The following is a 20,917-nucleotide window of genomic DNA, read 5'->3' as shown; positions in this document are numbered from 1 at the left end:
CTGAGACAACACTCGGCCAGTCCGTGTGGTGTCCCTCCATCTTGGTGGTGGGGTGTGGTGTTTGAGTATTGGATAGTGGTTGCGAGCATCTAAACGGATGCGTTGCCGGCAACGGTCGCGTGTTCGTTAAAATGTGTAATTTCTTTTTGATTTTTGTGTGTATGTAAGTGTCTAAGGGCGCATGGTGGATGCCTTGGCATCGAGAGCCGATGAAGGACGTGGGAGGCTGCGATATGCCTCGGGGAGCTGTCAACCTAGCTTTGATCCGAGGATTTCCGAATGGGGAAACCCAGCACGAGTGATGTCGTGTTACCCGTATCTGAATATATAGGGTGCGGGAGGTAACGCGGGGAAGTGAAACATCTCAGTACCCGTAGGAGAAGAAAACAATTGTGATTCCGTCAGTAGTGGCGAGCGAACGCGGAACAGGCTAAACCGCACGCATGTGTAACCGGGTAGGGGTTGTGTGTGCGGGGTAGTGGGATTGATATGTCTCAGCTCTACCTGGCTGAGGGGTAGTCAGAAAGTGTCGTGGTTAGCGGAAGTGGCCTGGGACGGCCCGCCGTAGACGGTGAAAGCCCGGTACGCGAAAACCCGGCACCTACCTTGTATCAACTCCCGAGTAGCAGCGGGCCCGTGGAATCTGCTGTGAATCTGCCGGGACCACCCGGTAAGCCTAAATACTTCTCGATGACCGATAGCGGATTAGTACCGTGAGGGAATGGTGAAAAGTACCCCGGGAGGGGAGTGAAAGAGTACCTGAAACCGTGTGCCTACAATCCGTCAGAGCCTCCTTGTGGGGTGATGGCGTGCCTTTTGAAGAATGAGCCTGCGAGTCAGGGACACGTCGCGAGGTTAACCCGTGCGGGGTAGCCGCAGCGAAAGCGAGTCTGAATAGGGCGCATCCCCTTTGGGGTGTAGTGGCGTGTTCTGGACCCGAAGCGGAGTGATCTACCCATGGCCAGGGTGAAGCGCGGGTAAGACCGCGTGGAGGCCCGAACCCACTTAGGTTGAAGACTGAGGGGATGAGCTGTGGGTAGGGGTGAAAGGCCAATCAAACTCCGTGATAGCTGGTTCTCCCCGAAATGCATTTAGGTGCAGCGTTACGTGTTTCACCACGGAGGTAGAGCTACTGGATGGCCGATGGGCCCTACTAGGTTACTGACGTCAGCCAAACTCCGAATGCCGTGGTGTATAGCGTGGCAGTGAGACGGCGGGGGATAAGCTCCGTACGTCGAGAGGGAAACAGCCCAGATCGCCGGCTAAGGCCCCTAAGCGTGTGCTAAGTGGAAAAGGATGTGCAGTCGCAGAGACAACCAGGAGGTTGGCTTAGAAGCAGCCACCCTTGAAAGAGTGCGTAATAGCTCACTGGTCAAGTGATTGTGCGCCGATAATGTAGCGGGGCTCAAGCACACCGCCGAAGCCGCGGCAACCGCAAGGTTGGGTAGGGGAGCGTCCCCCATGCAGCGAAGCTACCGGGTAACCGGTGGTGGAGTTTGGGGGAGTGAGAATGCAGGCATGAGTAGCGATAAGGCAAGTGAGAACCTTGCCCGCCGTAAGACCAAGGGTTCCTGGGCCAGGCCAGTCCGCCCAGGGTGAGTCGGGACCTAAGGCGAGGCCGACAGGCGTAGTCGATGGACAACGGGTTGATATTCCCGTACCCGTGTGTGGGCGTCCCTGACGAATCAGCGGTACTAACCACCCAAATGGTGGTCTATCAATCCCTTCGGGGTGCGAGGATCGCCGGCTGCGTGGGACCTTCGCTGGTAGTAGTCAAGCAATGGGGTGACGCAGGAAGGTAGCCGTACCAGTCAGTGGTAATACTGGGGCAAGCCTGTAGGGAGAGCGATAGGCAAATCCGTCGCTCATTAATCCTGAGAGGTGATGCATAGCCGATTGAGGTGAATTCGGTAATCCTCTGCTGCCAAGAAAAGCCTCTAGCGAGCACACACACGGCCCGTACCCCAAACCGACACAGGTGGTCAGGTAGAGAATACCAAGGCGTACGAGATAACTATGGTTAAGGAACTCGGCAAAATGCCCCCGTAACTTCGGGAGAAGGGGGGCCGGAATACCGTGAACACCCTTGCGGTGGGAGCGGGATTCGGCCGCAGAAACCAGTGGGTAGCGACTGTTTACTAAAAACACAGGTCCGTGCGAAGTCGCAAGACGATGTATACGGACTGACGCCTGCCCGGTGCTGGAAGGTTAAGAGGACCCGTTAACCGTAAGGTGAAGCGGAGAATTTAAGCCCCAGTAAACGGCGGTGGTAACTATAACCATCCTAAGGTAGCGAAATTCCTTGTCGGGTAAGTTCCGACCTGCACGAATGGCGTAACGACTTCCCAACTGTCTCAACCATAGACTCGGCGAAATTGCACTACGAGTAAAGATGCTCGTTACGCGCGGCAGGACGAAAAGACCCCGGGACCTTCACTACAACTTGGTATTGGTGTTCGGTACGGTTTGTGTAGGATAGGTGGGAGACTGTGAAACCTCAACGCCAGTTGGGGCGGAGTCGTTGTTGAAATACCACTCTGATCGTATTGGACACCTAACGTCGAACCCTTATCGGGTTCACGGACAGTGCCTGGCGGGTAGTTTAACTGGGGCGGTTGCCTCCTAAAATGTAACGGAGGCGCCCAAAGGTTCCCTCAACCTGGACGGCAATCAGGTGTTGAGTGTAAGTGCACAAGGGAGCTTGACTGCGAGACTTACAAGTCAAGCAGGGACGAAAGTCGGGACTAGTGATCCGGCACCCCCGAGTGGAAGGGGTGTCGCTCAACGGATAAAAGGTACCCCGGGGATAACAGGCTGATCTTCCCCAAGAGTCCATATCGACGGGATGGTTTGGCACCTCGATGTCGGCTCGTCGCATCCTGGGGCTGGAGCAGGTCCCAAGGGTTGGGCTGTTCGCCCATTAAAGCGGCACGCGAGCTGGGTTTAGAACGTCGTGAGACAGTTCGGTCTCTATCCGCCGCGCGCGTCAGAAACTTGAGGAAACCTGTCCCTAGTACGAGAGGACCGGGACGGACGAACCTCTGGTATACCAGTTGTCCCACCAGGGGCACGGCTGGATAGCCACGTTCGGACAGGATAACCGCTGAAAGCATCTAAGCGGGAAACCTTCTCCAAGATCAGGTTTCTCACCCTTTTAGAGGGATAAGGCCCCCCGCAGACCACGGGATCGATAGGCCAGACCTGGAAGCCCAGTAATGGGTGTAGGGAACTGGCACTAACCGGCCGAAAACTTACCAACACGCAATCGCAACCACTTTTCAGTTCCAGCGACTATTAGTCGCGGGGACGCTCTGACGCCACACCCCCCACCGAAACCAAATTTAAATAGAGTTACGGCGGCCACAGCGACAGGGAAACGCCCGGTCCCATTCCGAACCCGGAAGCTAAGCCTGTCAGCGCCGATGATACTGCCCATCCGGGTGGAAAAGTAGGACACCGCCGAACATACACAAAAACACCCCCGGCAACGGGGGTGTTTTTGCATTCGCTGATGCCGGCGCTTTCCTAGTCGAATAGTGTCAGAGCCGAATTCACCGACGCGCGTTTCTTTTCCAATGTGAGCAGCGTTCGCTTTCGGTCGAGGCCGCCGCCGTAGCCGGTGAGGCTGCCGTTTGCGCCGATGACGCGGTGGCAGGGGATGACAATCGCGATCGGGTTGTGGCCATTGGCCAATCCCACGGCGCGTGCGGAGCCGGTAGCGCCGATCTGTTCCGCGATTTGTCCGTACGATCTGGTTTCGCCGTAAGGGATAGTCCGAAGGGCCTCCCACACGCGCCGCTGAAATGCGGAGCCGCGCAGCTCGAATTCGAAATCGAACTCCGTGAGTTCGCCCTCGAAATAAGCGTTGAGTTGCTCAGTGGCCTCGTTGAATGCGGCCGGATTCGTGGCCCAGCCGGTGCGGCTCGGCTCGTAGGTCTGGTCGACCATCCGAAGCATGGTCAGAACCGAGTCCTGGCCGGCTAGGGTCAGCGGCCCGATCGGGCTGTCGATGGTGCGGTACTCGATCATGCGACCTCCTGTGGTGGCCATTGGTTAACCGGATGCTCGAGGGTGGTCCAAAGGTATTGGGTGGCGTAGGAGCGCCAAGGGCGCCACTGGATGCCATGGGCGACCAGGGCACGTTCGCCAATCGGCAAGCCCAGCTGCTTGGCGGCCAGGCGAAGGCCAAGGTCGGTGGCGGGGAATGCGTCCGGGTCACCGAGGCCGCGCATCGCAATCACCTCAGCGGTCCATGGGCCTACTCCGGGCACGTCCAGCAATTGCCTGCGGGCGGCTTCCCAGTCGCTCCCGCTGTCCAGGACGATACTGCCGTCGGCGAGGCCGGCGACCAGTGCGTTCAGGGTCCGGCGCCGGGCTCTGGGGACCGCCAAGTGGACGGGGTCGATCTCCGCGAGCTGCTCCGCTGACGGGAAGGTGTGGGTCAATCCGCCGTCGGGGTCCGCGACCGGCTCACCGTATACCGCGACCAGGCGACCGGCGTGGGTTCTGGCCGCCTTGGTCGACACCTGTTGACCGAGGACCGCGCGCACGGCCAGCTCGGCCTCGTCAACGGTGCGCGGAACGCGTTGGCCGGGCGCCTTGACCACCACGGGGGCCAGGTACGGGTCACCGGCCAGCGCGTCGTCCACCGCCTCGGGGTCGGCGTCGAGATCCAGCAGCCGCCGACAGCGGGCGATCGCCGTCGTCAGATCACGGAAGTCGTCGAGGGTGAGCACACAGCGGACGTGGTCGATCGCCGGCGTCAGGGCGACCACGGCGCTGCCGAACGGAAGGCGCATGCTGCGTCGGTATGCACCGTCGCGGATCTCCTCGCAGCCGGGCACCGTTCCGGCGGCGAGATGACCGAAGACGCCCTCGTAGGCGAATGGCGTGCGCACCGGTAACCGCAGGCTGACCGTCCCCGCCGAAGCGGCTCCGGGTTTTCCGGCCCCCGATGGATCCGCGGCCCGCCGGCGCAGCTCCGTCGGCGCATTGTCGAAGACGGAGCGCACCGTGTCGTTGAACTGGCGAATACTGGAAAACCCCGAAGCGAACGCGATGTCGCCGAACGGCAGGTTCGTGGTCTCGACGAGCAAGCGGGCGGTCTGCGCGCGTTGAGCGCGGGCCAGCGCGAGCGGGCCCGCGCCGACCTCGGCCTGCAACAGCCGCTCCAGCTGGCGGGTGGTGTAACCGAGATGGGTAGCTAGGCCGCCGACACCTTCACGGTCCACCGTGCCGTCGGCGATGAGCCGCATCGTCCGTGCAACGACGTCACCGCGCACATTCCATTCCGGCGATCCCGGAGACGCGTCGGGACGGCACCGCTTACATGCCCGGAATCCTGCGCGCTGAGCAGCGGCGGCGGTCGGGTAGAACCGGACGTTGCGAGCGAAAGGCGGCCGCACCGGGCAGCTGGGCCGGCAATAGATGCCGGTTGTCAGCACCGCCGTGACGAACCAGCCGTCGAACCGGGCGTCCTTGGACTGGACGGCGCGGTAGCAGCGTTCGAAGTCTTCGTGCACGCTTCAAGACTTACACCCGCCCGCCGACAAAACTGGCGGAAAAACGACATCGTAGTGCGGACGGGTCAGGAGCCCTGGCGGACGGCGGCCCCGCATCAAACGGCGCATCGTCACGGCCACGGCCACCGGCCGGTGACCCGGCCGGTGGCGTAGCTCGAGGGTTACGGGCTGGGAGGGGTTCCGACGCAAACGCCGCCGGCGCAGGCGCCCGCGCCGCCGGGTCCGGCGGAAGCCCCGGCGCCCGGCACACCCGCACTCGCCCCGCCGGGCCCGGCCCCGGCGCCGGAACCGCCCGGTCCGGCGGTCGTGGCGCCACCAGGTCCGGTCTCGGGGCCGCCGCCGCCCGGTCCGGCAGGAGTCGTTGCCGCCGGTGCCGTCGTGGTGACGCTCGCGGGCGTCGTGACGGTGGTGGTAACGGTCGAAGTCGTCGGGTTCTTGTTGTTGTTGTTCGAGCTGCAGCCCGCGGTCAACGAACTCAGGGCGATTGCCGCGGCGATGCCCGCGGCCACGGAAACACGACGGACAGTTCCACTTCCGGTCATGTCAACACCAATCTCTTGAGGGGCGATGTCCTTACACCCCTTACCCACTCGGGTCCGAAATCAATCGCATCAGGCCGGCGGGTCGGCGGGCGTGGCAAGCCGGGTGGGTTGCTCGTGTCCCCGAAGGGTCACGGTCTCGCCCAAAGACCAACGGGCGCGCTCCTTCTCGCTGACGCCTTCCAGCGCGTCGGCCGCCGCCAGCAGTAGGCCCGGGTACGACTTGGCGAGCTCGCACAGGCGGGCCGCCTCGTTGACCGGACCGCCGATCACGGTGTATTCGAAGCGTTCCCTGGCGCCGACGTTCCCGGCCACAACTTGTCCCGCCGCCACGCCGATACCGGCCCGGCACTCGGAGATTTCGTTGTTCAGCCGCTCGGCGATGGTGCGCGCGGCGGCCAGCGCTTGCTCTTCGGGGCGGTCCAGATGATTAGGCGCCCCGAACACGGCCAGCGTCGCATCGCCCTCAAACTTGTTGACCAGCCCGCAGTGTCGGTCCACTTCCTCGACGATTATCCCGAAGAACCGGTTGAGCAACTGGACGATCTCCGCCGCAGGCCGGCTCGTCACCAGCTTGGTCGACCCGACGATGTCGATGAATACGACCGCCACATGGCGTTCTTCGCCACCCAGCTTCGGTCGCTCACGTTCGGCGGCCAGGGCGACCTCGCGCCCGACGTGCCGACCGAACAGGTCGCGAACGCGTTCGCGCTCGCGCAGCCCGTCGACCATCGCGTTGAATCCGCGTTGTAGCTCACCGAGTTCGGTCCCGTCGAAAACCACGAGGTCGCCCCGAAGATCACCGCGCTCGACACGCCTCAGCGCCGCGCGGACCACGCGCACCGGAGTTGCGGTGAGCCAGGCCAGGATCCACATCAAGAGGCAACCGAAGATGAGCGTCGCGATCGACACGATCAGCACGCCGACGGCGAACTGGGTTTCGGTCAGATTGCGCATCACGGCCTGAAAGCCCGCCAGGAAGGCGATACCGAGAACGGGCAGGCCCGAGCCGAGGAACCAGACCACCATCGTCCGGCCCATGATCCCCGAGGCGAATCGCCGCGGTGGTGGCCCCGCTTCCAGTGCCTGAGCCGCCGCCGGACGCAGCGCGAACTCGGCGAGCAGATAACTGCCGGTGGCCACCAAGATGCCGCAGATGCCCACCGCGATGAGGAAGCGCGGGATGAACAGCGTGTTGACCAGGCCGTAGAGCGTCGTCAGCACCGTCGCCCCGACACCCCACAGAATGAGATCGAAGCGGGCGATCCGCCATGGGGCCAGGAAGGTGTTTCGTTCGTCATCCCGGTCCGGCGTGCGCTCCTCGATCGCCCAGCGCAGCGACACGACGGTCCTGCGGGTGATCCAATAGGTGCCCACCGCCAGCGCCAGCGCGATATAGGCCGGTGATGCCGCGAAGGTGATCCACCACGGCGCGTCGAACACGCTCGGCTGCGGAATGGCGACGGTCACCAGGAGCAGGGCGACGGCGATGCCGATCAGGTTGACGCCCAAGACCAGCACCGTCAGGATGACCTGGATGCGAATGCGGCGACGTCGCTGGCTTTCGGAGACCCGTCCCAGCAGCAGCGAGCCGTACGCCGGGGTCTCTGGTAGCCGGCCGCTCTGCCGGGTGACCGTCTCGAGCACCCGGCCGATGCGTTTTGCCAAGCTCTGGTTGGCCGACATGGTGGCGTCAGCCTAATTTGTCGGCCACGCTCTAAGGTGAGTCGGGTGCGTCTAGTGATCGCCCAGTGCACTGTGGACTATGTCGGCCGGCTCACCGCGCATCTTCCGTCGGCCCGCAGGTTGTTGCTCTTCAAGGCCGACGGATCGGTCAGCGTGCACGCCGACGACCGCGCCTACAAGCCGCTGAACTGGATGAGTCCACCTTGCTGGCTCACCGAGGAGCCCGGTGATCAGGCGCCCGTCTGGGTCGTGCAGAACAAGACCGGCGAACAGCTGCGCATCACCGTCGAGGACGTCGAGCACGACTCCAGCCACGATCTGGGCGTTGACCCCGGGCTGGTCAAGGACGGCGTCGAAGCCCACTTGCAGGCGTTGCTCGCCGAGCACGTGCAACTGCTCGGCGACGGCTACACGCTGGTTCGTCGCGAATACATGACCGCCATCGGGCCCGTCGACCTGCTCTGTCGTGACGAGCAGGGCGGTTCCGTCGCGGTGGAAATCAAACGGCGCGGCGAGATCGACGGCGTCGAGCAGCTCACCCGCTACCTCGAGTTGCTCAATCGCGACAGCGTGCTCGCGCCGGTGAAGGGGGTGTTCGCCGCCCAGCAGATCAAGCCGCAAGCGCGCACGCTGGCCATTGACCGCGGGATCCGTTGCATCACACTGGATTACGACAAGATGCGAGGGATGGACAGCGACGAGTACCGGCTGTTCTGAACCCCGCTAGGCTGGTGGAATGGCTAGGCGCCGCACACCGCCACGTCGGCAGCGGCCGTCACTGCCGCCCCTGGCGCCGCGCCGGGTGGAGATCGGGCCCGACGGCCACGAGTACGAAGTCCGTCCCGTCGCGGCGGACCGTGCGGTCAAGACGTACCGCTGTCCCGGTTGTGATTACGAAATACGCGCCGGCACCGCACATCTGGTGGTGTGGCCGACCGACTCGACGCTCGGGGGAGGCCCAGGACTGGTCGAAGATCGGCGGCATTGGCATTCCCCGTGCTGGAGCCACCGCGCCACGCGGGGCCCGACCCGGAAGTGGTCCTGATCGGAGGGACTCAGGCGGCCGGTTCGACCAGTTCGATGAGAACGCCACCGGCGTCCTTGGGGTGGATGAAGTTGATCCGCGAGTTTGCCGTGCCGCGACGCGGCGCGTCGTAGATGAGTCGGATGCCCTGGGAGCGCAGATGCTCGATCACGCCGTCGAGGTCGCTCACGCGAACCGCCATCTGCTGGATGCCGGGCCCGCGCTTGTCGAGGAACTTCGCGATGGTCGAGGAGTCGTCGAACGGGGCCATCAGCTGGATCTGCGCGGTACCAGCCGGGGCGTCGCGCACGGCCAGCATGGCCTCGCGGATTCCCTGCTCCTCGTTGACTTCCTCGTGCACCAGGTTCATGCCGAGGTGGTCGTGATACCAGGCGATTGCCGCGTCCAGGTCGGCGACTGCGATGCCGACGTGATCGATCGCCGTCACCAGGCCGGTGGCCAGGATCTGACGGGCGTCAACTTGATCGGTCGTCATCACATAAAGGTAACCTGGCGGCAAAGATTGCGCTTCTCCGGGAGGCCGAACCGGCCGTCCACGGACCCCTAGGAGGTTTTCATGACGACGTCGGTGATAGTTGCTGGAGCGCGCACGCCGATCGGCAAGTTGATGGGTTCGCTGAAGGATTTTTCGGCCAGCGACCTGGGTGGCATCGCGATCGCCGGCGCGCTGGAGAAGGCCAACGTACCCGCTTCGGCGGTCGAGTACGTGATCATGGGGCAGGTGCTGACGGCCGGGGCCGGCCAGATGCCCGCGCGCCAGGCGGCCGTTGCGGCCGGCATCGGCTGGGACGTTCCGGCGCTGACCATCAACAAGATGTGCCTGTCCGGCATCGACGCCATCGCGCTCGCTGACCAGCTCATTCGAGCCGGGGAGTTCGACGTGGTGGTGGCCGGGGGGCAGGAGTCCATGACCAAGGCGCCTCATTTGCTGATGGACAGCCGAGCGGGCTACAAGTACGGCGATGTCACGGTCCTCGACCACATGGCCTACGACGGTCTGTACGACGTGTTCACCGACCAGCCGATGGGCGCGCTCACCGAGCAGCGCAACGACGTGGACAAATTCACCCGCCAGGAGCAGGACGAGTTCGCTGCGCGGTCGCATCAGAAGGCGGCCGCGGCATGGAAGGATGGCGTCTTCGCCGACGAAGTCGTGCCGGTCAACATCCCCCAGCGCAAGGGTGATTCGCTGCAGTTCACCGAGGACGAGGGGATTCGCGCCAACACCACCGCCGAGTCCCTGGCCGGCCTCAAACCGGCCTTCCGTCGCGATGGCACCATCACCGCCGGTTCGGCGTCTCAGATCTCCGACGGGGCGGCGGCCGTGGTGGTGATGAACAAGGCCAAGGCGCAGGAGCTGGGGTTGACCTGGCTGGTCGAAATCGGCGCTCACGGTGTGGTGGCCGGGCCGGACTCCACCCTGCAGTCGCAGCCCGCCAACGCGATCAAGAAAGCGCTCAGCCGCGAGGGCATCTCCGTCGACCAGCTCGACGTCGTGGAAATCAACGAGGCGTTCTCGGCGGTCGCGCTGGCCTCGACCCGCGAACTCGGCCTGGATCCCGAGATCGTCAACGTCAACGGCGGTGCGATCGCCGTCGGGCATCCCATCGGCATGTCGGGCGCACGGATCACGCTGCATGCGGCCCTGGAACTGGCCCGCCGCGGGTCCGGCTACGCCGTCGCGGCACTGTGCGGCGCGGGTGGCCAGGGCGACGCGCTGATTCTGCGGGCGAAGTAACTCGACCGGGCCCGCGGGCGCCCTCGCCGACGTTGCTGGCTCAACACGTCCGGAAATTTTTGTGATCTTCGTCATACGCCCCGGTCGAGGGCCGTTTGGCGCGGCTCCGGGCCTGCAGGGCGGCGCCGGGACGTGGTCGCTACCGGGTGGATAGGTCACCAATGCGCATGACAAACTTGACGACGTGACGCGTCCGCGACCCTCGATAGGCCCGGCGATGGCTGGTGCGGTCGACTTGTCCGGCCTCAAGCAGCGGGCCCAGCAACAACCGCCGACCGGCGCGACGGGCGCCGGCGCAACGCCGGCCGCTGAGGCCGGTCCTGGAGTTACCTCGATCACCGAGGCCAACTTCGAAACCGAAGTCCTGCTCCGGTCCGAGGAAGTGCCGGTCGTGGTGCTGCTCTGGTCGCCGCGCAGCGATGCGTGTGTCGAGCTCGTCGACATCATGTCCGGCCTGGCCGCCGAGGACAACGGCAAGTGGTCCCTGGCGACGGTCAACGTCGACGTGGCGCCAAGGGTGGCCCAGATATTCGGCGTAGATGCGGTGCCGACCGTCGTGGCTCTGGCCGGCGGACAGCCGCTGTCCAGCTTCCAGGGGATGCAGCCGCCCGACCAGTTGCGGGGCTGGGTGGACTCGCTTCTCTCGGCGACGGCCGGAAAGCTCAAGGGCCCAAGCGGTTCCGCGGACGCCGACGAGGTCGACCCCGAGCTGGCGGCGGCCCGCGAACAGCTCGAAACGGGTGATTTCGAGGCGGCCAGAGCCTCGTATCAAGCGATCCTGGACGCCAATCCGGGCAGCGTCGAAGCCAAGGGCGCGATCCGGCAGATCGACTTCCTCAAGCGCGCAACCACCCACTCCCCGGATGCCCTCGCGGCTGCCGACGCGGCACCGAGCGACATCGATGCGGCCTTCGCCGCCGCCGACGTGCAAATCCTCAACCAGGATGTGAGCGCGGCCTTTGACCGCCTGATTGCCTTGGTGCGCAGCACGTCCGGGGACGAGCGCACCCGGGTACGCACCCGATTGATCGAGCTTTTCGAACTTTTCGATCCTGCCGACCCCGAGGTCGTCGCCGGACGGCGCAACCTCGCCAACGCGCTCTACTGACGGCCTACTCGGGCTCCAGCCATAAGGCCGAATTGGGCGGCAGCACCAACACCGCCGATGCGGGTCGCCCGTGCCACGGGTCCTCGGTGGCATCGACACCGCCCATGTTGCCGGCGCCGGTGCCGTTGTAGTCGGTGGCGTCGGTGTTGAGCACCTCGCGCCAGCGGCCGGCCGACGGCAGGCCGAGCCGGTATCCGCTGTGCTCGTTGCCGGCGAAGTTGAACACGCAGGCCATGACCGAGCCGTCGCTGCCATAACGCAGGAAGCTCAACACGTTGTTGGCGGAGTCGTTGGCGTCGATCCAGGAGTAACCGTCGGGGACGGTGTCCTGGCTCCACAGCGCGGGGTGGTTGCGGTAGATGGCATTGATGTCGCGCACCAGACGCAGGACGCCGTTCGAGAAGCCTTGCTCGTCGAGCTGCCACCAATCCAGGCCGCGCTCCTCGGACCACTCGGCGCGCTGGCCGAATTCCTGTCCCATGAACAGCAATTGCTTGCCGGGATGTGCCCACTGGTAGGCGAGCAGGCTGCGCAGCCCGGCGGCCTTGACGTGGTTGTTGCCCGGCATGCGCCCCCACAGCGTGCCTTTACCGTGCACCACCTCGTCGTGGCTGATCGGCAGCACGTAGTTCTCGCTGAATGCGTAGAGCATCGAGAACGTCATCTCGTGGTGGTGGTAATTGCGGTAGATCGGGTCGCGGCTGATGTAGTCGAGCGTGTCGTGCATCCAGCCCATGTTCCACTTCATCGAAAAGCCCAGGCCGCCAAGGTTTGTCGGGCGAGTGACGCCGGGCCACGACGTTGACTCCTCGGCGATGGTGACGATGCCCGGGGCCGACTTGTGCACCGTGGCGTTCATCTCCTGCAGGAATTGCACGGCCTCCAGGTTTTCCCGGCCGCCGTAGATGTTCGTCGTCCAGCCGCCCTCGGGGCGCGAGTAGTCCAGATACAGCATGGAAGCAACGGCGTCGACCCGTAGTCCGTCGACGTGGTACTCCTCGAGCCAATACAGCGCGTTGGCCACCAGGAAGTTACGCACCTCGGCGCGCCCGAAGTCGAAAACGTAAGTGCCCCAGTCGAGTTGCTCACCGCGCTTGGGATCGGCGTGTTCGTAGAGCGGGGTGCCGTCAAACCGTCCCAGCGCCCATGCATCCTTCGGGAAGTGCGCCGGCACCCAGTCAACGATGACGCCGATGCCGGCGTGGTGCAGCGCATCGACCAACGCCCGGAATTCGTCGGGCGTGCCGAATCGCGATGTCGGCGCGTAGTACGACGTCACCTGGTAGCCCCACGACCCGGCGAACGGGTGCTCGGCGACCGGAAGCAACTCGACGTGGGTGAACCCGTGCTCGACCACATAATTGGTCAGCTCCTCGGCCAGTTGCCGGTAACCGAGTCCGGGGCGCCACGAGCCGAGGTGGACTTCGTAGGTGCTCATCGGCTCGAACACCGGATTGCGCTGGGCGCGCCGTTCCATCCATTCGGCGTCCTGCCACGTGTATTCGCTGCGCGTCACGCGGGACGCGGTGTGCGGCGGCACTTCGGTGGCGAACGCCATGGGGTCGGCCCGGTCGGTCACGACGCCGTCAGCGCCGTGAACGCGAAACTTGTACAGGCCGTTGGCGGGGAAGTCGGGCCAGAACAGCTCCCACACGCCCGAGGAGCCCAGCGACCGCATCGGGGCATCGCTGCCCGTCCAGCCGTTGAACTCGCCGATCAGGCTGACGCCCTTGGCGTTGGGCGCCCACACCGCGAACGACACGCCGTTGACGATGCCGTCGGCCGTGGTGAACGAACGGGGGTGCGCGCCAAGGACTTCCCAGAGTCGCTCGTGACGGCCCTCCCCGAACAAGAAGAGGTCGATCTCGCCCAAAGTGGGTAGGAAGCGGTAGGCGTCGGCGACGGTGTACGGGTCGGAACCCTCGTACTTCACCTGCAGCCGGTAGTCGATCAGGTTGACGAAGGGGAGCGCCACGGCGAACAGGCCGGACTCGATGTGCTCCAACGGAAAACGGTCGTCTCCGACGAGCGCAACGACCTCAACCGCGTGCGGGCGGAAGGCCCGGATGACGGTGTGGTCGGTGTACTCGTGGGCGCCCAGGATGCTGTGCGGGTTGTGATGCGTGCCGGCCAGCAGGCGCGACAGGTCGGCGGGGTCGGGCGCCAGGTGCGTCCTGGCGAGTTGGTCGGCTTGGCTCATCTCACAATCCCTCCGGTCCTTTTGGTGGCCTGCGGAGCAGCGTTATTCGGGACTCCTGCGGGATGAGTGGCATGTTGATGACATGCGCGACCGCTCGCGCAGGGTCGATGCGAACATAGTTTGCTTGCCCCCATTGGAATTCCTGGCCGGTGATTTCGTCGCGCACCCAGAAACGCTCATAGGGCTCCATACCCAAAGCCGCCATATCCAAAAACAGCGTGGCTTCCTCGGCCCCGTACGCGTTGAGCGTCACGACCACCAACACACAGTCTCCGGTCGCCGGGTCGAATTTGCTGTAGGCAAGCAGCGCATCGTTGTCCACGGAGTGGAAATGGATGGTACGCAACTGCTGCAGCGCTGGATGTAGCCGGCGTATGGAGTTGAGCCGCGTGATGAACGGTTCGAGCGACCGCCCTTCGGCCAGGGCGCCCGCGAAATCACGAGGCCGCAGTTCGTACTTCTCGGAGTTCAGGTACTCCTCGCTGCCTTCCCGCACCGCGCGGTGCTCGAAGAGCTCGTAACCCGAATACACGCCCCAGGCCGGGGCCATGGTCGCCGCCAGAACCGCCCGGATCGCGAACATGCCAGGGCCGTTGTGCTGCAGGATGGCGTGCAGGATGTCGGGGGTGTTCACGAACAGGTTCGGGCGCCGAAAGTCCGCGGCGGCGGCGATGGCGTCGCCGAACTCGGTGAGTTCCTGCTTGGCCGTGCGCCAGGTGAAGTAGCTGTAGGACTGCGTGAACCCGAGCTTGGCCAGTCCGTACTGACGGGCCGGGGGCGTGAAGGCCTCCGAGAGGAACAGCACATCGGGGTCGATGCTCTTCGCCTGGGCGATCAGCCATGCCCAGAAGTTCGGCGGCTTGGTGTGCGGGTTGTCGACCCGAAAGAACTTGACGCCGTGGTCCATCCAGTGCCGGACGATGCGCAGCACCTCGTCGTAGAGGCCCGCCGGGTCGTTGTCGAAGTTGAGCGGATAGATGTCTTGGTATTTCTTGGGCGGGTTCTCCGCGTAGGCGATGGTGCCGTCGGGCAGTTCGGTGAACCACTCGCGGTGATCGCGCGCCCACGGATGGTCCGGGGCGCACTGCAACGCCAGGTCCAGCGACACCTCCATGCCCAGCTCGCGCGCCGCGGCGACGAATGCGTCGAAGTCTTCGATGGTGCCCAGGTCCGGGTGGACGGCATCGTGGCCGCCCTCGTCGCTGCCGATTGCCCACGGGGAACCAACATCTCCGGGAGCGGCGGTCGGAGAGTTGTTGCGGCCCTTGCGGTGTACCTTGCCGATCGGGTGGATCGGCGGCAGGTACACCACGTCGAATCCCATTGCCGCAATGCGCGGAAGCTCGGCGGCCGCCGTGGCGAACGTGCCGTGCACGGGCTTGCCCTCGGCGTCCCACCCGCCGGTCGAGCGGGGGAACATCTCGTACCAGGAGCCGAAGCGGGCCAGCGGCCGGTCCACCCAGACCCCGTACTGGTCGCCGCGGGTGACCAGATCGCGCAACGGATACTCGGCCAGGATCTCGTCGATTTCCGGCCCCAGGGCCAACGAGGTGCGGGTGATCGGGTCCCCCGGGCTTCGCAACGCCGTGGCGGCCGCCATCAGTGGTTCGCGCCGGGCGCGCGGCACCCCCGTGGCGGCGCGCTCGAACAGCGCGGCCCCGAGCAAGAGGTCGTTGGACAGTTCCGTCTCGCCCTGCCCGGCCTCGAGCTTGGCAACCAGGCCATGCCTCCAGGAGTGGATGGGGTCGCCCCAGCCGTCGACCCTGAAGGTCCACAGGCCCACCCGGTCGGGTGTGAATTGCCCGTGGAAGACATAGGGCTCGAGGCCCAACGTCATCGGCAGCAGCAGTGGCTTGATCCGTTGCTGATCCACCGCCCCGTCGACTTCCGCCGCGGCCTTCACCGGGGCCTGGACCGCTTTGATCCGGCGGGTTTCGCTTACCTGCGGATAACGCGGTCCGAGGTACCGCACGACTAGCGTCGCCGCGACAGCCTCGTGGCCCTCCCGCCATACCGCCGCGCTGACCGGGATGGTCTCACCGACCACCGCCTTGGCGGGATACGCGCCGCAGGAGACGACGGGTTGTACGTTATCGATCTCGACACGACCAGGCACAACACTCCGTTCCGATTTGCCAGCTCCTCTTCGGCCCGCTTCGCGGACCGCATCGTGGCCGGCAGTGCATCGTCGTCGACTGGTTCCGATTGTGTGCGGCCAAACCGCGGTGTGCTCCGTCGCGGAATGCCTCTCGTCTGGCGAAACTTCCTGTCGTGGGGAAACTTCCTCTGTGGGGAAGCACCGTTGCGGCCCCAATAACTAACCGATACCCAGCCTAGTGTCCGGTCACACCCTCGGCGGGAAAAGCCGTCCCTACCGCCGCCGTGCGTGGGGCGAAATCCTCAGTAAGGTAAGGACGCGTGAAAGCCCTCCGCCGCTTTACCGTCCGCGCTCACCTTCCCGAACGGCTGGCCGCGCTGGATCAGCTGTCGACCAACTTGCGATGGTCATGGGACAAGCCGACCCAGGACTTGTTCGCGACCATCGACGCCGGCCTGTGGGAGCGGTGCGGCTCTGATCCGGTGGCGTTGCTGGGCGCGGTGAATCCGGCACGACTCGATGAGCTGGCGCTCGACGAAACGTTCCTCGGCCGACTCGACCAGTTGGCCGCCGACCTGAACGAATACCTGAGCCGTCCGCTGTGGTACCAGCAGCAGCAAGCCGAAGGCGTGGCGACGCCGACGGCCATCGCCTACTTCTCGATGGAGTTCGGAGTCGCCGAGGTGCTGCCCAACTACTCGGGTGGCTTGGGAATCCTCGCCGGCGACCACCTGAAGTCGGCCTCCGATCTGGGGGTGCCCCTGGTGGCGGTGGGCCTCTACTACCGGTCCGGCTATTTCCGCCAGTCGCTGACCGCGGACGGCTGGCAGAACGAGACCTACCCGTCGCTGGACCCGCAGGGGCTGCCGCTGCGGCTACTCACCGATGCCGCTGGCGATCCAGTCCTGGTCGAGCTGACGCTTCCCGACTCCGCCCAGCTGCACGCGCGGATCTGGGTTGCTCAGGTGGGCCGGGTACCGCTGCTCCTGCTCGATTCCGATGTCCCCGAGAACGAGCATGAGCTGCGCGGCATCACCGACCGGCTGTACGGCGGTGACCAGGAACACCGGATGAGGCAGGAGCTGCTGGCCGGCATCGGGGGGGTGCGGGCGATCCGCGCGTTCACTGCCATAGAGGGCCTGCCCGCGCCCGAGGTGTTCCACATGAACGAGGGACACGCGGGGTTCCTCGGAGCGGAACGCATCCGCGAGTTGATGACCGATGCGGGGTTGGACTTCGACACCGCGCTGGCCGTCGTGCGATCCAGCACCGTGTTCACCACTCACACTCCGGTCCCCGCCGGTATCGACCGGTTCCCGATCGACATGGTGCGGCTCTACTTCGACGGCCACGTCGAGGACGATCCCGGTAAGAAGAAAGCCGGTTCCAAGAGTGCGCCCGCGTTGTTGCCGGGCGTACCGACGGCCCGGATTCTCGCGCTTGGCGCCGAGGACGATCCGACGAAATTCAACATGGCGCACATGGGTCTGCGGCTGGCACAGCGGGCCAACGGAGTCTCGTTGCTGCACGGTGAGGTGAGTCGGGCCATGTTCAGCGAGCTGTGGTCCGGGTTCGACGCGGACGAGGTGCCGATCGGGTCGATCACCAACGGAGTTCACGCGCGCACCTGGGCGGCGCCGCAATGGTTGCAGTTGGGGCGTGAGCTGGCCGGCTCGGATTCGTTCGGCGATCCGGGCGTCTGGCTTCGACTGAACCAGGTTGACGCGGGCCATCTCTGGTGGATCCGCTCGCAATTGCGGTCGCTGCTGGTCGAGGACGTCCGGCGGCGGCTACGCAAATCCTGGCTGGAACGCGGCGCATCGGACGCTGAATTGGGCTGGATAGCAACGGCATTCGATCCGAATGTGCTCACCATCGGCTTCGCCCGGCGGGTGCCCACGTACAAGCGGCTGACGCTGATGCTGCGCGACCCGGAGCGGCTCGAACGCCTGCTGCTCGATGAGGACAGGCCGATTCAGCTGATCGTCGCCGGGAAGTCGCACCCGGCCGACGACGGGGGGAAGGCGTTGATTCAGCAGGTGGTGCGCTTCGCCGACCGGCCGGAGGTGCGCCACCGCATCGCGTTTTTGCCCGACTACGACATGTCCATGGCACGGCACTTGTACTGGGGTTGCGACGTCTGGCTGAACAACCCCCTGCGGCCGCTGGAGGCCTGCGGCACCTCCGGGATGAAGAGCGCGCTCAACGGTGGGCTGAACCTGTCTATCCGCGATGGTTGGTGGGACGAGTGGTACGACGGCGAAAACGGTTGGGAGATACCGTCTGCCGACGGCGTGGCCGACGAGGCTCGCCGCGACGACCTGGAGGCCAGCGCGCTCTACGACCTGCTGGAGCAGGCCGTGTCGCCCAAGTTCTACGAACGTGACGAACACGGGGTGCCGCCACGGTGGATCGAGATGGTGCGACACACGCTGCAGACGCTCGGCCCGAAGGTACTGGCGTCGCGCATGGTGCGCGACTACGTGGAGCAGTACTACACGCACGCGGCGCAGTCGCTGCGCAGGACCGTCGGGCCCGCCGAGGACGGTGCGGACGGCGCCGAGTTCGGGGCGGCCCGCGAGGTGGCCGCCTACCGTCGGCGCGCCGAGGAGGCCTGGCCGAAGATCACCATCACCGATGTGGACAGCACCGGGCTGCCCGACACGCCGGTGCTCGGCTCCAAGCTCACCCTGACCGCCACCGTGGCGCTGGCCGGGCTGGCGCCCGACGAGGTCACGGTCCAAGGGGTGGTGGGCAGGGTCGACGCCAGCGACGCGCTGCTGGATCCGGTCACCGTCGAGATGTCGTATACCGGGACCGCCGAGGGCGGCAACCAGGTGTTCTCGACGACGCTGTTGTTACCGCTGGCCGGGGCGGTCGGGTACACCGTTCGGGTGCTGCCCCACCACCCGATGCTTGCCGCCGGCACCGAGCTGGGTCTGGTCACGCTGGCCCGCTGACGTCACGCCGGAAGGCCCTCCGACGCGGTGCGCAGCCGCTCCAGCGCGGCGCGGACCTGCGCCGGATTCGTGGTCTGCCAGAACGGCGGCAGCGAGGCACGCAGGTAGCCGCCGTAGCCGGCGGTGACCATCCGCGAGTCCAGCAACGCGACCACTCCGCGGTCGGTGATGCGGCGCAACAGCCGACCCGAACCCTGCGCCAACAGCAACGCGGCGTGGCTGGCGGCGACCGCCATGAAGCCATTGCCGCCGCGCGCGGCCACCGCTCGCTGGCGGGCGCCCAGCAGCGGATCGTCCGGCCGCGGAAACGGGATGCGATCGATGAGCACCAGGGACAGGGACGGCCCCGGGACGTCGACGCCCTGCCAGAGCGACAGCGTGCCGAACAACGAGGTCTGCTCGTCGGCGCTGAACTGCTCCACCAGCGCGGAGGTGCTGTCGTCGCCCTGACACAGCACCGGCGTCGAGAGCCGTTGGCGCATGGCTTCCGCGGCGGCCCGCGCGGCGCGCATCGATGAGAACAATCCCAGCGTCCGCCCGCCCGCCGCGGTGATGAGCTCGGCGATCTCGGTCAGCTGCTCGGCCGACCCGGTGCCGTCCCGGCCAGGGGGCGGTAGGTGCGCGGCGACATAGAGGATTCCGGCCTTGGCGTGCTCGAACGGCGAGCCGACGTCGACACCGCGCCAGGGCATTTCGGTATTTGCGGCGGTCAGACCCCACCCCGCGGCCATCGCGTCGAAAGACCCGCCTATGGTCAGGGTCGCCGACGTCAACACGGTGGTGGAACGAGAGAACACCCGGTCGCGCAGCAGGCCCGCGACTGACAGCGGCGCCACCCGCAACACCGGGCGCAGCGCGCCCCTGTTGTCCTCGTGATCCAGCCACACCACCTCGGTGCGATCCGGAATGGCAGGGGTGAACGACGACAGGACCCGCGAGGCGGTATCGGAAATCTCGCTCAGCGCCGCTATTGCTTCGGCGCGTGCGGCGGCCGCTTTCGCGTCGCTCGTGGTGTCGATCGCCGAGCGTGCCGCGCCCGCCGCGTCGCGCAGGGCGGTCACGTACGTCGCCAGCTCCTCGTCGAGGCGGTCGATGCGGCCCGGCGTGCCGTCATGGATCGCCGCGGCGAAGTTGGCCGTCGCCGCCTCCAATCGCTGGGTCAGTTCGGGGTTCACCAACCGGGCGATCCGTCGCGCCGCGACGCCCAGGGCGGCCGGCGTCAGCTCCGCGGTGGCCACCGACGTCACCCGGTCGACCAACTCGTGGGCCTCGTCGACGACCAGCAGCGCGTGTTCGGGCAGCACCGCAGACTCGGCGACGGCGTCGATGGCGAGCAGCGCATGGTTGGTGACCACGATGTCGGCGCCGCCGGCCCGGCCGCGCGCCCGTTCGGAGAAGCATTCGGAGCCGAACGGGCAGCGCGCCACGCCCACGCATTCCCGTGCCGAAACGCTGACCTGGGACCAGGATCGATCCGGCACACCGGGTTTCAGGTCGTCGCGGTCACCGGACTCGGTCGTCGTCGCCCACGTGGTGAGCCGTTGGACGTCACGCCCAAGGGCGGTGGCCGCCATGGGATCGAAGAGCTCCTCCTGCGGCCGGTCACCGGCGTCTTCCTCGGCATCGGCGCCGCCGTTGTGAATCTTGTTCAGGCACAGATAGTTTCGGCGGCCCTTGAGCAGCGCGAACTGCGGGCGGCGGGGAAGGGCGTCGGCGATCGAATCGATCAGCCTGGGCAGATCCCGATCGACGAGCTGCCGCTGCAGCGCGATGGTGGCCGTGGACACGACGACTGGCGAGTCGTCATCGATGGCGCGGACGATCGCGGGCACCAGGTATGCCAGCGACTTTCCGGTGCCGGTACCGGCCTGCACGACGAGATGCTCGCCGGTGGAAAACGCCCGCGCGACGGCGCCGGCCATCTCGAGCTGGCCGCTGCGCTCACTGCCGCCGAGCGCGGCCACGGCGATGGCCAGCAACTCGGGCACGGACACTTCGGACGTGGTCAGCCTCTTTTGCTC

General features: G+C 65.7%; 13 protein-coding genes and 2 rRNA genes. 7 read left to right on the top strand and 8 right to left on the bottom strand.

Features of this window, described 5'->3' with window-relative positions:
• Window positions 1-161: 161 nt before the first annotated feature.
• Both A5758_RS08875 and rrf read left to right on the top strand, forming a co-directional pair.
• Window positions 162-3,259, top strand: a 23S ribosomal RNA gene (locus A5758_RS08875).
• A 93-nt stretch (window positions 3,260-3,352) separates the two neighbouring features.
• A 5S ribosomal RNA gene (gene rrf, locus A5758_RS08870) occupies window positions 3,353-3,465 on the top strand.
• Between the two features lie 60 nt (window positions 3,466-3,525).
• Here rrf and A5758_RS08865 read toward each other — a convergent pair.
• The 4 genes from A5758_RS08865 to A5758_RS08850 all read right to left on the bottom strand — a co-directional run bounded on the left by A5758_RS08865 (window position 3,526) and on the right by A5758_RS08850 (window position 7,747).
• Window positions 3,526-4,029 carry a methylated-DNA--[protein]-cysteine S-methyltransferase gene (locus A5758_RS08865; protein ID WP_067739046.1) on the bottom strand — a complete coding sequence of 168 codons (504 nt, stop codon included), beginning with the start codon at window positions 4,027-4,029 and terminating at the stop codon, window positions 3,526-3,528.
• Window positions 4,026-5,522 carry a DNA-3-methyladenine glycosylase 2 family protein gene (locus A5758_RS08860; RefSeq protein WP_067739043.1) on the bottom strand — a complete coding sequence of 499 codons (1,497 nt, stop codon included), beginning with the start codon at window positions 5,520-5,522 and terminating at the stop codon, window positions 4,026-4,028. Before A5758_RS08860 ends, A5758_RS08865 begins: the two co-directional genes overlap by 4 nt.
• A gap of 161 nt (window positions 5,523-5,683) precedes the next feature.
• Entirely contained in the window at window positions 5,684-6,064 is a 381-nt protein-coding gene (locus tag A5758_RS25075; RefSeq protein ID WP_067207242.1) for a hypothetical protein, read from the bottom strand.
• Window positions 6,065-6,133: 69 nt separating this feature from the next.
• Window positions 6,134-7,747 (bottom strand): adenylate/guanylate cyclase domain-containing protein, encoded by a 1,614-nt coding sequence (locus A5758_RS08850; RefSeq protein ID WP_067739037.1) that lies wholly within the window; start codon window positions 7,745-7,747, stop codon window positions 6,134-6,136.
• Between the two features lie 45 nt (window positions 7,748-7,792).
• Between A5758_RS08850 and nucS the strand changes: the two genes are divergently transcribed.
• A complete protein-coding gene (nucS, locus tag A5758_RS08845; protein ID WP_067739034.1) occupies window positions 7,793-8,464 on the top strand; it encodes an endonuclease NucS in 672 nt (223 codons plus the stop codon).
• Between the two features lie 19 nt (window positions 8,465-8,483).
• Window positions 8,484-8,792, top strand: a complete 309-nt coding sequence (locus A5758_RS25070; RefSeq protein ID WP_082939623.1) for a hypothetical protein — start codon at window positions 8,484-8,486, stop codon at window positions 8,790-8,792.
• A gap of 10 nt (window positions 8,793-8,802) precedes the next feature.
• Here the strand turns inward: A5758_RS25070 and mce are convergent, their stop codons facing one another.
• Complete coding sequence (gene mce / locus A5758_RS08840; protein WP_082939289.1) at window positions 8,803-9,270, bottom strand: methylmalonyl-CoA epimerase; 468 nt, start codon at window positions 9,268-9,270, stop codon at window positions 8,803-8,805.
• Between the two features lie 78 nt (window positions 9,271-9,348).
• Here mce and A5758_RS08835 point away from each other — a divergent pair, with 78 nt between their 5' ends.
• Together A5758_RS08835 and A5758_RS08830 are read left to right on the top strand one after the other, a co-directional pair.
• Entirely contained in the window at window positions 9,349-10,530 is a 1,182-nt protein-coding gene (locus tag A5758_RS08835) for an acetyl-CoA C-acetyltransferase (RefSeq protein ID WP_067739031.1), read from the top strand.
• A gap of 184 nt (window positions 10,531-10,714) precedes the next feature.
• The gene (locus tag A5758_RS08830; RefSeq protein WP_067739028.1) at window positions 10,715-11,638 is read left to right on the top strand and encodes a tetratricopeptide repeat protein; all 924 of its coding nucleotides are present in this window, start codon (window positions 10,715-10,717) and stop codon (window positions 11,636-11,638) included.
• 4 nt (window positions 11,639-11,642) lie between these two features.
• On the opposite strand, the gene glgB is transcribed toward A5758_RS08830, so the two are convergent.
• Window positions 11,643-13,838: a 1,4-alpha-glucan branching protein GlgB gene (gene glgB, locus A5758_RS08825; RefSeq protein ID WP_067739025.1), complete on the bottom strand. Its 2,196-nt coding sequence runs from the start codon at window positions 13,836-13,838 to the stop codon at window positions 11,643-11,645.
• Between the two features lies 1 nt (window position 13,839).
• Window positions 13,840-15,954 carry an alpha-1,4-glucan--maltose-1-phosphate maltosyltransferase gene (locus tag A5758_RS08820; protein ID WP_067739022.1) on the bottom strand — a complete coding sequence of 705 codons (2,115 nt, stop codon included), beginning with the start codon at window positions 15,952-15,954 and terminating at the stop codon, window positions 13,840-13,842.
• Window positions 15,955-16,256: 302 nt separating this feature from the next.
• On the opposite strand from A5758_RS08820, the gene glgP reads away from it, so the two are divergent.
• Window positions 16,257-18,896 (top strand): alpha-glucan family phosphorylase, encoded by a 2,640-nt coding sequence (glgP, locus tag A5758_RS08815; protein WP_067739019.1) that lies wholly within the window; start codon window positions 16,257-16,259, stop codon window positions 18,894-18,896.
• 2 nt (window positions 18,897-18,898) lie between these two features.
• Here glgP and A5758_RS08810 read toward each other — a convergent pair whose 3' ends face one another.
• Window positions 18,899-20,905, bottom strand: coding sequence for an ATP-dependent DNA helicase (locus A5758_RS08810; protein WP_067739016.1), 2,007 nt, complete (start codon window positions 20,903-20,905; stop codon window positions 18,899-18,901).
• Between the last annotated feature and the right edge of the window lie 12 nt (window positions 20,906-20,917).

The sequence above is a fragment of the Mycobacterium sp. 852014-50255_SCH5639931 genome, from assembly GCF_001665605.1.
Lineage (GTDB): Bacteria > Actinomycetota > Actinomycetes > Mycobacteriales > Mycobacteriaceae > Mycobacterium > Mycobacterium paraffinicum.
The sequence above is the reverse complement of the archived record's forward strand: the minus strand, read 5'-3'. Positions and strand labels throughout refer to the sequence as shown.

Coding starts and splice junctions, on each gene's coding strand:
- A5758_RS08835 (WP_067739031.1), top strand. CDS start 9,349: ATGACGACGTCGGTGATAGTTGCTGGAGCGCGCACGCCGATCGGCAAG.
- A5758_RS25070 (WP_082939623.1), top strand. CDS start 8,484: ATGGCTAGGCGCCGCACACCGCCACGTCGGCAGCGGCCGTCACTGCCG.
- A5758_RS08850 (WP_067739037.1), bottom strand. CDS start 7,747: ATGTCGGCCAACCAGAGCTTGGCAAAACGCATCGGCCGGGTGCTCGAG.
- A5758_RS25075 (WP_067207242.1), bottom strand. CDS start 6,064: ATGACCGGAAGTGGAACTGTCCGTCGTGTTTCCGTGGCCGCGGGCATC.
- A5758_RS08865 (WP_067739046.1), bottom strand. CDS start 4,029: ATGATCGAGTACCGCACCATCGACAGCCCGATCGGGCCGCTGACCCTA.
- glgB (WP_067739025.1), bottom strand. CDS start 13,838: ATGAGCCAAGCCGACCAACTCGCCAGGACGCACCTGGCGCCCGACCCC.